General features: G+C 67.4%; 8 protein-coding genes. 1 reads left to right on the forward strand and 7 read right to left on the reverse strand.

The window, feature by feature from the left end; genetic code table 11:
* Window positions 1–20 precede the first annotated feature (20 nt).
* A complete protein-coding gene (locus tag EV191_RS22100; RefSeq protein WP_132879054.1) occupies window positions 21–704 on the reverse strand; it encodes a DUF2461 domain-containing protein in 684 nt (227 codons plus the stop codon).
* A gap of 211 nt (window positions 705–915) precedes the next feature.
* Here EV191_RS22100 and EV191_RS22105 point away from each other — a divergent pair, with 211 nt between their 5' ends.
* Window positions 916–2367 carry an aromatic amino acid ammonia-lyase gene (locus EV191_RS22105; protein ID WP_132879055.1) on the forward strand — a complete coding sequence of 484 codons (1452 nt, stop codon included), beginning with the start codon at window positions 916–918 and terminating at the stop codon, window positions 2365–2367.
* Window positions 2368–2460: 93 nt separating this feature from the next.
* On the opposite strand, the gene EV191_RS22110 is transcribed toward EV191_RS22105, so the two are convergent.
* The 6 genes from EV191_RS22110 to gltB all read right to left on the reverse strand — a co-directional run bounded on the left by EV191_RS22110 (window position 2461) and on the right by gltB (window position 12748).
* Complete coding sequence (locus EV191_RS22110) at window positions 2461–2844, reverse strand: RodZ family helix-turn-helix domain-containing protein (RefSeq protein ID WP_132879056.1); 384 nt, start codon at window positions 2842–2844, stop codon at window positions 2461–2463.
* 29 nt (window positions 2845–2873) lie between these two features.
* Window positions 2874–4115 (reverse strand): phosphotransferase family protein, encoded by a 1242-nt coding sequence (locus EV191_RS22115; protein WP_132879057.1) that lies wholly within the window; start codon window positions 4113–4115, stop codon window positions 2874–2876.
* A gap of 77 nt (window positions 4116–4192) precedes the next feature.
* Window positions 4193–5260, reverse strand: coding sequence for a PLP-dependent cysteine synthase family protein (locus EV191_RS22120; RefSeq protein WP_243659137.1), 1068 nt, complete (start codon window positions 5258–5260; stop codon window positions 4193–4195).
* Window positions 5261–5310: 50 nt separating this feature from the next.
* A complete protein-coding gene (locus EV191_RS22125; RefSeq protein ID WP_165913053.1) occupies window positions 5311–6531 on the reverse strand; it encodes an FAD-dependent monooxygenase in 1221 nt (406 codons plus the stop codon).
* Window positions 6532–6666: 135 nt separating this feature from the next.
* Window positions 6667–8175, reverse strand: a complete 1509-nt coding sequence (locus EV191_RS22130; RefSeq protein WP_132879059.1) for a glutamate synthase subunit beta — start codon at window positions 8173–8175, stop codon at window positions 6667–6669.
* Entirely contained in the window at window positions 8168–12748 is a 4581-nt protein-coding gene (gene gltB, locus EV191_RS22135) for a glutamate synthase large subunit (protein ID WP_132879060.1), read from the reverse strand. The genes EV191_RS22130 and gltB overlap by 8 nt, the downstream gene beginning before the upstream one ends.
* Window positions 12749–12854 lie beyond the last annotated feature (106 nt).

A 12854-nucleotide genomic window follows, 5' to 3' on the forward strand; every position in this document is an offset into this window, starting at 1 on the left:
TGCGCGCTGTTCGACGCGCCCTACCTGGCCGACTCACTGGGCCCGACGTGGTCGGCTGCCCATTCATTGAACGCGCGCAGCTGCCGCCAGGCCCGTTGGACCCGGTCCAGGGTGGCTCGTTCGTGTAGCGCATCGTCCGGTGGCCAGCAAAAGATCGCGTACACCCGCCGGTAGCGCAGCAGGTCCAGCCGCGGATGATCGACCGGATAACCACGCGGCCGGGTGGCCAACCGTTCGCCCGCGATCTCCCAGCCCCGCTCGCGTAGCTCGGCGAGGATCTTGGCCAGCCGCTGCCCATGCCGCTGTTCGTCCACCGCCACCCGGTACCTGCCGAGCTGGTCGCTCGCCAGGTGAAAGCAGCCGCCACCCACCCGCAGCCCGGCGGAGCTGAGCTCGACGTAGTAGGCCCCGCCGCCCCTGGCCCGTTCGATCACTCCACCGCAGTGCGTCTTGTACGGGCTCTTGTCCTTGGCGAAGCGCACATCGCGATTCGGCCGGAACACCTTGGCCGCGCCGAACTCGCCGAACTCCGGTTCCAGTTCGCTGAGCAGCGCTTCCATCGGGGCGCGCACGTCGTCCCGGTAGGTACTCAGGTTGTCCACCCAGTACGCCTTCGAATTGTCCGCGAGCAGGCCATCGTAGAAATCGACCGCATGCTCGCCGAATCCGGCAAAGCCATCGGGCCCAGGGGACACGTTCGACATCCCGGCAGCTTATTCCCCGGCTTCCGGGTATTCCCCAGCTGTCGGTCCACCGGGACACGCGGGCCGCGGTGCGCACCGCCACGATGCGCGATACTCAAGCCGTGATGTATATGTCGTTATACGGACAATAAGGCAGCCTGCGGCAGCGTGTCCATAATGGACAATTACGATAGCGCTAGCAGTGGTCACATTGCGGAAAGAGGGAGGCGGGATGACTGAGCAGGCGGTCGTCGTCGACGGCGATTCGCTGGATTGCGCCACCGTGGCCGCGGTGGCCGCGGGCACCGGCAGCACCGTGCGGCTCGATCCGGACGCCGCGGAACGCGCTGAGCACTCCTGGCGGCTGGCTGAGGAGCTTGCCACCCACCGCGTCGTCTACGGCCGCACGACCGGCGTCGGCGCGAATCGCGAAGCCATGGTGCAGTCCGATAGCGCGGCGGAACACGGTAAGCGGCTGCTGCGTAGCCATGCGGGCGGCAGTGGCCATCGGCTGCCCGATGAACAGGTGCGCGCGATGCTGCTGATCCGGCTGAACCAGCTCGCCGCAGGGCATTCCGGCGCGCATCCCCGGCTGCTCCGCAGCATGGCCGACGCGCTACGCCAGGACGCGCTGCCCGTGGTACACGAGATCGGCGCGATCGGCACCAGCGACCTGACGGCACTGGCCGAAACCGGGTTGGCGCTCGCCGGCGAGGGCCCGTGGAGTCGCGGCACGCTGCCCGCGATCGAGATCGGCTCGGGCGACGCGCTGGCGTTCATGAGCAGCAACGCGGCCACCCTGGCTCAAGCCGCATTGGCCTGTGTGGAACTGGACACGTTACTCAGGGCCAGCCACGCGGTGGCCGCACTGTCCTATATCGCGCTGGACGGTTCCCCCGAGGCGTACGCCACCTCGGTACACCAGGCGCGGGCTCATCCAGGCCAGGTGTACTGCGCCGAAGAACTGCGCCGGCTACTCGGTATGCGGGAGACGCCCCGCCCCGGCCGCCGCGTGCAGGACCCGTTCGGCCTACGTGCCTTCCCACAGGTTCAGGGCCCCGCGTTGGACGCCGTGCGCTATCTCTCCGAGGTGCTGCACATCGAGATGAACACCGGGCCGGAGAATCCCATGGTCTCGGTCGCTGACGGGGAGATCTACCACCACGCGCATTTCCACACGGCGTACCTGTCCAGCGCGCTCGACCACACCAGAGGAACGCTGCACCAGGTAGCCGAACTGTCCGCCGCCCGACTCGGTGACCTGGTGGAGCCCGCCTTCACTGATCTGCCCGCGTTCCTCGCCAGCGGACCGTCCGGCAGCTCCGGCGTGATGATCCTGGAGTACGTCGCGCATGACGCGCTGACGCAGTTGCGGCATGCCGCGCTGCCGGTCACTCTCGGCACCGCGGTGGTCTCGCGCGGTCTTGAGGACCACGCGAGCTTTTCCACCCAGGCGGCGCGGCAGGCCAGGGAGGCCGCCACGGCCTACCGGGTCGTGCTCTCCTGCGAGCTGGTAGCCGCGGTTCGCGCGCTGCGGATGCGCGCGGCGGATCTCGTCGACCTCCCGGTGCGCGAGGCGTATGACGCGGCCGCGTCCATTCTGGACCCGTCGATGGCCGATCGACCGTTAACGGCTGACCTGGCCCGCGCGCAGGATTTGCTTGACTCGCTCGCCGGATGGTGATCTGCAGCCGCAGCCAGGATTCTCGCCCGGCTTGGCCACTCGCACCGACGACCGCGCCCTGGCGGAAACCCGGGCGCGGTCGCTAGCGAGAGATCAGTTGGGCGAGTCGCTCGGCGAGTTCGCCGGGGAGTTCGCCGGCGAATCCGTCTGGTCGTTCGGGGAATCCGCTGGCGAGTTGGCCGGCGAGTCCACTGCGGACTGTGCGGGAGAATCCGCCGACTCCCCAGGCGTGTCCGCTGGCGAGTTCGCCGAGTCGACCGGCGATGCCTGTGGCGAGTCCGCCGACTCCGGCGAATCCGGTTGTGCGGTCGCCGGGCCCTGCTGGGCCGAACCGTCATTCGCGGTCTGCACGATCGGCGCCTGCCGCTGGTCGTTGAGCTGGACGTCATCCGCGTTCGCGGTGAACCCGGCGATACCGAATCCAGCGGCAGCCACCGCGGCCGCACCGGCAAGTACCCAAGGACGCTTCGAAGCCATGATGTGTTCCTCCTGTGTAGTTACCCGGGTTACGGGCGTTGATGTCCGACCGGCCAGTCGCGGCCGGCACACTCGAGCCACCGTTCGGCAAGGCCGATCCGCTGACCTGTCTTGGTTTGCCACTCTGCTTCCTGCACCCGATGTGGTCCCGTGGCAAGGGAAAGCACCACAGCCGCGGCCCGCCGGTCGAGCGCGGCCGGGCACAGCTCCCGCTGGAACCGGGCGCGCAGGCGGGCACAGAGCCGGTCAATGACCGGCGCGTGATCGAGGTGTATCTGGGCGAGCACGGACAGGTGCCCGAGCAGGCAGCCGGCGTCGTCGAGGCGTTCCCCCTTGCCGGCCGTGTCGATATCCAGCAGCCCACTAATGCTGCCCTGGTGGACCAGCAGCTGGCTTTCATAGAAATCGCCGTGCACCGCGACATCCGGCCCTTCGGGCCGATCGTGGTCGACCGCGGTGGCGACCTTCCCCGCCCGGCCCGCGAACTCCGGCACGATCGAGCCGAGTATCGCGGCGTAATGCGCGGCACGCTGTCCCCAGGTCCGACGCCTGCCGAACTCGGCGAGCTCGGCGGGCAGCGTGGCGAGCATCCGAGGGACCTCATCGATATCCAGCTCGCCTGGCTGGCCCGCGGTGAGCACCTGACGCAACGTGTTGCCCGGCATCGCGGCCAGCACCACGAGCCCGTCATCGGTCCAGCCGAGCGATTCCGGCACCGGGCAGCCGGCAGCCCTGGCAAGCCGGTGGCGCTCGTGCAGCGCATGTGCCCGATGTTCGCCCTTGGCAGTACCACGCAGCACCTTGACGAACACCGCGCGCCCACCGCTGCGTACCTCGACCACGGCCCTGCGCCGCGGCCGGTAACTACGCACCCGGGTGGTGACCGGGCCGTCACCGAGCCCCAGGCTGGCTGCCAGCCGCCGCATCCGCTCCGGGTCACACGCCGCGGGCAGCGCCGGCAGCTCCGGGTCATACGGAAACCGCCACATGCCGACCTCGGTCTGGCCGTCGCTCAACCTGGCCACGCCATCCGGCAGTGCCCCGTCGACCGCACCGAGCAGCTCGTCGGTGACCGACTCGTCCGCCCAGCGCACTCGCGCCGCGTAGGTCGCCGTCGTGCCAGCCGCCGGCTGATGGTCGACCTGCCGCACCCGGAAGCTCAGGAGCTCACCACCGACACCGGCAAGCACCGCACCGGCGAGCTCCTCGGCGGTATCGCCATCGGCGATCCCCGGGGTGCTGGCCGTCGCTTCAATCGTCTTCGCGCTCACCTTGACAACGATGGACGCCGGTGGTGATGGTTGCGTGAGCCGAAGATTAAGGGATCTTCATCCAGCTGGAGCCCAGCTCAGGCGTCCGAGCGCGGCCATGTGCCAGTACGTAGGAAGTGGTCGAGCACCATCAGCCGCGGAGCGAGTTCCAGTCCCCGCTCGGCCACCCAGCCCTCGTCATAACAGGTGTGTCGATAACGCTCACCGCCATCGGCAACCACACTATGGATAGTGCCCCCGGTGCCCTCGAGCAACATGGTCGCCGCGAGCTGGCAGGCACCCCACAGGTTCGTCCCGGTTGAGGCGCCGACAAGATGCCCGGTTCGCTCCCGAAACGTCCGCATCGCCGCGATGCTCGCCGCGTCTGGGACCGGGATCACCAGATCGACCGCGCCCCGCAGGAAACCAGGTTCGATCCGCGGTCGTCCGATGCCCTCGATCCGGGAGGGCATACCGGTCGCATAGGCATCGGTGTCCATCACCCACCCGGGAAAGTACGCGGAATGTTCCGGATCGACCACGGCGAGCTGACCGGGCAGCCCGCGATACCGGAGGTAACGGCCAACGCTCGCCGAACTCGCACCGGTACCCGCGCCGAGCACCACCCACCTCGGCGGATCGCACGGGTTGACCAGTTCCGTGGCGAGATCGTTCGCGCCGTGCCAGTCACCGCGGTCGACATGCACGAAATGGTCCAGGTACCAACCGCCGAGCTGATCAGCGAGTCGGCGTGCCTCCGCATAGATGGCCGAAGGTGGCTCGGCAAAGCGGCACCGCCCGCCGAAATGCTCGATCAGCGCTACCTTGTCGGCGCCGGTCTTCGCCGGTAGCACGGTGGTGAACTCGACACCGATGAGATTCGCGAAATAGGCACCGGCCGCCGCGGCGTTGCCGCTCGTCGCCATCACGACCGGGGTGTCCGGCGTCAGCCAGCCACTGGCCAGCGCGTGTAGGAACAAGGCCCGCACATAGCGGTGCTTGATACTTCCGCTCGGTTGCGCCGATTCGTCCAGGAACCGCAACCGGATTCCCCAGTTGGCGGGAAATGGGAACTCCAGCCACCGCGTTTCCATCCGGTCGGCACGGATCTTGGCGATCGAGCTGCCCGCCCACTCCCGTACCCAGGAGGAATAACCGGTTGCCACTCGATCAGGTTAACTGACTGATCGAGTGGCAACGGATCGGCTCGCCCCGGCTATCTGGTTACGTACTGGGAGTAGTCGGGCAGCTGGATCTGTTTCGTGGCCCGCGAGTATCCGGTCGCATCCACCCCGAACCGGGCGGCAAGGGCCGCGGCCCGAAGCATGCCGGAGTACATCAGGTTCTCCATCCTGAACCGCTTGTCATCCTTGGCCGCGGAGGCGAACAGATCGAGACTGGTGTCCACGAAGTCCTGGTTGCCCCGGACGAACTTGGCGACCTTGGACTGGTAGGAGGGCAAGGCAATCGAATGGTCGCCACCCGCGGCCGCAAGTTCACCGGCCAGCACACAGGCGCCCACCAGCGCCGAAGCCGTGCCCGCGCCGGTCATCGGGTCCGGGCAGTAGCCGGCGTCGCCGACCAGCGCGACCCTGCCCTGTACCCACCGATCCATCCGCACCTGCGCGACGCGACCAAAGTAGTAGTCGCTGGCGTCCCACATCTTGTGCAGCATCGTCGGAGCTTCCCAGCCGTCCGCGGCGAACGCGCTGTCCATCAGCTGTTTCTGCGTTTGCTCGTCGCGTGGACCCGGCCCTGGCGGCTCATGGGTACGCACCATGAACAGCAACTCGAGTTCCTCGTTGCCGGGGAACGTGGTCAGCGCGCTCCCCCTGCGGTGCTCCCTGCGTACCGTCAGCAAATCCCGCACGCCCAGGTAGTTGTCGATGGCGGTGAGGAACAGGTACGAGTCCATGTACCGCAGAAATCGGTCCTTGGTCCCGAAAACCAACTCGCGCACCGTTGAATGCAACCCGTCCGCGCCGATCACGAGATCGAACTCGCGTGCCGGAGCATGCTCGAACTCCACCCGCGCCCCACCGGGGCGCTGTTCGATCGCGGTGATGGCGTCCCCGAATATGTACTCCACTGTGTCCTTGGACCGCCGGTAAATGAGTTCGCTGAGGTCACCGCGCCGGATCGCCAAACTGGTGTCGGATGGCGATGCGGGATAGGTCGCGGCCCGGTTGTTCGGCCCACTGATCAACCGCATGCTCACCAGGCCACCGCCAACCGCGCGGGCTTCGGACAGGATGCCAAGACGATTCAACGGCTCCTGCACGATGGCGTCGAGCTGCAGCCGGTAGCCACCGGTTCGGATCTGCGGCGCGCGCTCCACCACGGTCGGCGTGAAGCCGTAGCGATGCAGCCAGTAGGCCAGGGCGGGCCCAGCCACTCCGCAGCCGGAAATCAGGACGTTCTGTACCCGGGACGTCACGCTCGTCTCCATCTCGCTCGTGGTCTTCCTGTCGAGCTCGACGGTAGGCAGCGCGGCTGGCACGGCACTGGCAGCGGACTGACAGCGGTCCGTTACCGGCTGACACCATGGTGCCGCTTGGCCGAAGGTGGCACCTCAGGCTGGCGTGAGCGGAAGCGCGCTGGGAATCACCGGCGCAGGTAGATCCGAGGAACCCATCAGATAGCTGTCCACCGCATGTGCCGCGGAACGCCCTTCGGCGATCGCCCATACCACCAGCGAGGCACCCCGATGCGCGTCCCCGCAGACGAAAACCCCTGGCGCCGCGGTCTGCCAGTCACTGCCACAGGAAAGCGTGCCCCGCGCGGAGGGGCTCAGCCCCAGCTCGTCAAGCAGCGCCATGCGCTCCACCCCGTCGAAGCCGATGGCCAGCAACACCAGGTCCGCGGGCAGTCGCTCGACCCGATCATCGACCGGCATCGGAACGCGCTCGCCCGTCGCCGCGTCGCGCTCCACCCGAACCCGGCGAAGCTGCACCGCCTGTACCCGCCCGTGGCCGTCGTCGATGAACCGCTCGACCGCGACCGCGAACCGTCGCTGGCCAGTTTCCTCGTGCGCGGGGTAGGTGCGCAGCAGCCATGGCCAGCTGGGCCACGGCGTGATCGCATCGTCGCGTTCGGGCGGCGGCATCGGGTAGCGGTCGAGCTGCGTAACCGAGCGCGCGCCCTGCCTGCCGGCCGTGCCGTAACAGTCCGCACCGGTGTCGCCGCCGCCAATGATCACCACATGCTTGCCAGCCGCGTCGACCGATGGGGGCCCATCGCCCTCGCATGCCCTGTTCGCGGCGACCAGATGTTCCATCGCGAGATGAATCCCGGACAGCTCACTTCCCGGGGTACTGGTGTCCGTTCGACCGCGAAGCGCGCCCACCGCCAGCACCACGGCGTCATAGCGCGCACGCAGCCGCTCGACGGCGATATCGCTGCCGACATCACACCCGGCGATGAACTTGGTGCCTTCCGCCCGCAGCTGCGCCAGCCGGCGATCCAGCACGCTCTTCGCCATTTTGAACTCGGGTATGCCGTAGCGCAGCAGCCCGCCGAGCCGATCGTCGCGTTCGTAGACATGCACCTGGTGCCCCGCCCTGGTCAGCTGCTGGGCGGCGGCCAACCCCGCTGGCCCGGAGCCGACCACGGCGACCTGCTTGCCCGAGGCGACCGAGGCCCGCCGCTCGGTGACGCGGCCTGCCTCCCAGGACTCGTCCGCGATGGCCTGCTCGATGCGCTTGATCGTGACCGGCCCACCGGATGCCGGGGAGATCGACAGGACACAGGCCGACTCACAGGGCGCCGGGCACAGCCTGCCGGTGAACTCGGGAAAATTGTTCGTGGCGTGCAGCCGCTCGCTGGCCAACTGCCAGCTCCCCGTACGGACCAGTTCGTTCCATTCCGGAATGAGGTTGCCAAGCGGGCAGCCGGCGCCGGCCGAGTGGCAGAACGGCACTCCGCAGTCCATACATCGATGCGCCTGCTGCCGAACCTGGCTGCCCCGCTCGATGCGATCCTGCGGCGCGTACACCTCATGCCAGTCCGCCAGCCGTTCCTCGACCTCCCGCTTCGGCGCGGTCATCCTTGGATAGTCGAGAAAACCGGTCGGGTCAGCCATGCGAGGCCTCCTCGTCCACATTCGACAAGACCGCGCTGGCCGCCGGCGTCCCCGAGACCGTCGCGCGTGCGGCCGTGTGCAGGGCTCGTTGGTAGTCCCTCGGCATCACCTTGGTGAACGCCCGCGAGCCTCGTGCCCAGTCGGCCAGCAGCGCCTCGGCGACGGTAGATCCGGTGTACTCGCGATGACGGCGCACCACGGTGCGCAGCCAGTCCAGTTCGGACTCCTCGGGGCGCTGTAGTTCCACGGTCGCGCGATTCACCGATTCTGGCGCCAGATCCAGTACGTAGCCGATACCCCCGGACATGCCGGCGGCCAGATTGCGCCCCGTTGGCCCCAGCACCACGGCATGTCCGCCGGTCATGTATTCCAACGCGTGATCGCCCACCGCCTCGGCCACGGCCAGCGCGCCGGAATTGCGCACGCAGAACCGTTCGCCTACCTCGCCGCGCACGAAGATCTCTCCGGATGTCGCGCCATACCCAAGCACGTTGCCGGCGATCACCTGCCGTTCGGCCAGGAACGGCGCCCGCGGATCGGGGCGCAGGATCACCCTGCCGCCGGACAGCCCTTTGGCTACATAGTCATTCGCGTCGCCAACCAGGTCCAGGCTCACCCCGGGCGGCAGGAACGCGCCGAGCGACTGGCCAGCCGAACCGGTCAACGTCAGCCACACGGTGTCGTCCGGCAGCCCCGCGCTGCCGTACCTGCGGGTGATCTCCGCGCCGAGCAGGGTGCCGATCGTCCGGTTCACGTTGCGTACCGGCAGTTCCAGTCGCACCGGCCGGGCATCCTCCAATGCCGCCTCGGACAGCTGGATGATCGTGCGGTCCAAGGCATGGGCAAGACCGTGCTCCTGCTCACGAACCTTGCGCGGCGCGCCTCCGGTCGGCGGGTGCACCCTGGCGAACACCGGGCCAAGGTCGAGACCCCGTGCCTTCCACTGTTCGACGGCGTGGTCGGTGTTCAGCACTTCACTGTGGCCGATCGCCTCGTCCAAGGACCGGAAGCCGAGCTCCGCGAGCAGCCGGCGGACTTCGCCCGCGACGAACCGGAAGTAGTTCACCAGATGCTCGGCCTGACCGGTATAACGCTCGCGCAGCGTCGGATTCTGCGTAGCGACCCCCACCGGACAGGTGTCCAGATGGCAGACCCGCATCATCACGCAGCCAGCCACGACAAGGGGCGCGGTGGCGAATCCGTACTCCTCCGCGCCGAGCAGCGCCGCGACAACCACATCACGGCCGGTTTTCATACCGCCATCGACCTGGACGGTGATCCGGTCCCGCAGCCCGTTCAGCAACAGCGTCTGCTGGGTTTCCGCGAGGCCGATCTCCCACGGTGTGCCGGCATGCTTCAGCGAGTTCAACGGTGCCGCTCCGGTACCCCCGTCGTGCCCGGAGATCAGCACGACGTCCGCATGGGCCTTGGCGACCCCAGCGGCGACCGTGCCAACGCCCAGCTCGCTCACCAGCTTCACGTTGATCCGCGCGAACTCGTTGGCGTTCTTCAGATCATGGATCAGTTGTGCCAGGTCTTCGATCGAGTAGATGTCGTGATGCGGAGGCGGTGAGATCAACCCCACGCCGGGCGTGGAATGCCGGGTTCTGGCGATCCACGGGTAGACCTTGTCCGGTGGCAGCTGGCCGCCTTCCCCCGGTTTCGCGCCCTGCGCCATCTTGATCTGGATGTCGTCGGCGTTGACCAGATACTCGCTGGTTACCCCGAACCGTCCACTCGCGACCTGCTTGATAGCGCTACGGCGTTGCGGGTCGTACAGCCGCTCGACGTCTTCACCACCCTCGCCGGTATTCGACCGACCACCGATGCGGTTCATCGCGATGGCGAGTGTTTCGTGTGCTTCGGCGGAGATCGACCCGTAGGACATCGCACCGGTGTGGAACCGCCGGCAGATCGCCTCGACCGGCTCGACTTCGTCCAGTGGTACCGGCTGCCGGTCGGAATGGAACTGGAACAGCCCACGCAGTGCTCCCCCTGCCCTGTTCAGCCGTTCCACCTCGTCGGTGTATCGCCGGTAGGCCTCGGCATGCCTGTTCCTGCTGGCGTGCTGCAACCAGAACACGGTTTCCGGGGTGAACAGATGCAGCTCGCCGTCCCGACGATAGGCGTACTCACCGCCGACCTCGAGCCGTTGGTGCTCGCGCTCGCTGGGATTCTCCGGATAGGCCCTGCGGTGCCGCTCGGCCACCTCGGCGGCGAGTAGCTCCAGCCCGGCACCGTCGAGTTTCGACTCCGTTCCGGTGAAATGCTCATCGAGCAATCGCTGGGACAGGCCGAAGGCTTCGAAGACCTGCGCGGCGGTGTACGCGCCGACCGTGGATATGCCCATCTTGGACATGATCTTGCGCACTCCGTGCACCACGGCATGCAGGTAGTTGCGGACCGCGAGCCGTGGTCCCACGCGGGTGATCGCGCCTTGCACGATGAGGTCCTCGATCGTCTCCAACGCGAGGTAGGGGTTCACCGCGGCCGCGCCGTAACCGAGGAGCAGCGCGATATGGTGCACTTCGCGGGCGTCTCCCGACTCGACCACCAGGGCAACCCGCAACCGTTCCTTGGTCCGGATCAGATGGTGATGTACCGCGGAAACCAGCAGCAGCGAAGGAATCGGCGCCATCCGGTGATCGGAATCCCGATCGGTCAGCACCAGAGTGCGTGCTCCGGAGGCGATGGCAGCCGAAGCCTGCTGACATACTCGCGAGATCGCGGCGGCCAGCGCCGTTCCCCCACCGTCCACCTCGTAAAGTCCTGATAGGACAGTGCAGGAGAAGCCCGGCTGATCACCATCCCGGTTCACCTGGATGAGCTTGGCCAGCTCATCGTTGTCGATCACCGGATGGGACAGCTGGATATGCCGGCAGGACGCGGGTCCAGGGTCGAGCAGATTGCGCTCGGGGCCCATGATCCGCGCCATCGAGGTGACCAGCTCCTCGCGGATCGCATCCAGCGGCGGATTCGTGACTTGGGCGAAGTTCTGCTTGAAATAGTCGTACAGCAGCCTGGACCGAGCGGACAGCGCCGCCGGCGGCGTATCCGTTCCCATCGAACCGATCGGCTCCGCCGCGTTGACCGCCATCGGGGTGAGCAGTACCCGCAACTCCTCCTCGGTGTAGCCAAAGGCTTGCTGCCTGCGCTGCACCGAAGCGTGCGGCTGCACCACGTGTTCTCGGTCCGGCAGATCAGCGAGCGAGAGGAGTCCGGCGCGCAGCCATTCCGGATAGGGCGCGCGTTCGGCCAGCTCCGTTTTCACTTCGTCGTCGTCGATCAACCGGCCTTGCGCGGTGTCCACCAGGAACATCCGACCAGGGCGCAGCCTGCCCTTCGCGATCACCCGCTCCGGCGGTATGTCCAGCACGCCACTCTCACTGGCCAGTACTACGCGGTCATCGGCGGTGCGCCACCAGCGTCCCGGCCGCAACCCGTTGCGATCGAGTATCGCGCCAACCAGGGAGCCATCGGTGAACGTGACGCATGCCGGTCCGTCCCACGGTTCCATCAGGCTCGCGTGGAACTGGTAGAAAGCACGGCGACGCGGATCCATCGCGGTGTCGTTCTCCCATGCCTCCGGGACCATCATCAACACCGCGTGCGGCAGATCGCGCCCACCAAGATGAAGCAACTCGAGGACTTCGTCAAAGGAGGCCGAATCCGAGCCGTCCGGATCACAGATCGGGTAGAGCCGGCTCAGCTCGCCCGCGATCAGTGGGGATGCCAGCAGCGCTTCCCTTGCGCGCATCCGGTTGCGGTTCCCGCGCACGGTGTTGATCTCACCGTTGTGCGCGACGAACCGGAACGGGTGGGCAAGCGGCCAGGAGGGGAAGGTGTTCGTGGAGAACCGGCTGTGCACGATCGCGATCGAGCTGACCAACCGTGGATCGGTCAAATCGGGATAGAAAACCGGCAGTTGCTCGGCGGTCAGCATTCCCTTGTAGCCAAAGGTTCGCGCGGACAGGGATACGAAGTAGGCCCCGCAGCCCGCCGCTTTGCTTTCCCGCTCCACGCGCTTTCGAAGACAGAAGGCCAGCCGGTCCAGTTCGATACCTGCGGGTCGGTGCCCGGCAGGGCCGGGCTCGCCGCTGACGTACAACGTCGCGAAGTAGGGCATCACCGCCCGCGCCGCCGTGCCAATACCGGCCCGTTCCGGGGCGACCGGCGTCTCCCGCCAGCCGTGCACCACGAGCCCTTCCTCGGCCGCGATCCGCGCCACCAGCCGGTAGGCGGCCTCACGGGCCGAATCGTCCCTCGGCAGGAACGCCATGCCGGCGGCATAGCGCGACTGTCCGGTCACGCTTGGTTGCGGCAGTGTGAAATCCGCTTCCGCGCGCAGGAACGCGTCGGGCAGCCGCAGCAAGATCCCCGCGCCGTCGCCGCTGGTCGGCTCCGCACCCGCGGCGCCCCGATGTCGCAGGTTGACCAGCGCCGTCAACGCATCGGAAACAATGTCATGCCGCGCCCGCCCGCGAATATCGGCGACCGCGGCCACACCACAACCGTCCCGCTCCGTAGCGGGGTCATACAGCGCTTGCTTCTCTGGAACAGCGGAGAAGATCATGACATCGACCCTCCTCGTCGCCCTGCTGGGAAGAATCGGATAAGACGTCGACTCTCTAAGCCCGGGACGACACCGGCCCGCATGTCTGGATGGAACTGTAACAGTC

The sequence above is a fragment of the Tamaricihabitans halophyticus genome (assembly GCF_004340875.1).
GTDB lineage: Bacteria > Actinomycetota > Actinomycetes > Mycobacteriales > Pseudonocardiaceae > Tamaricihabitans > Tamaricihabitans halophyticus.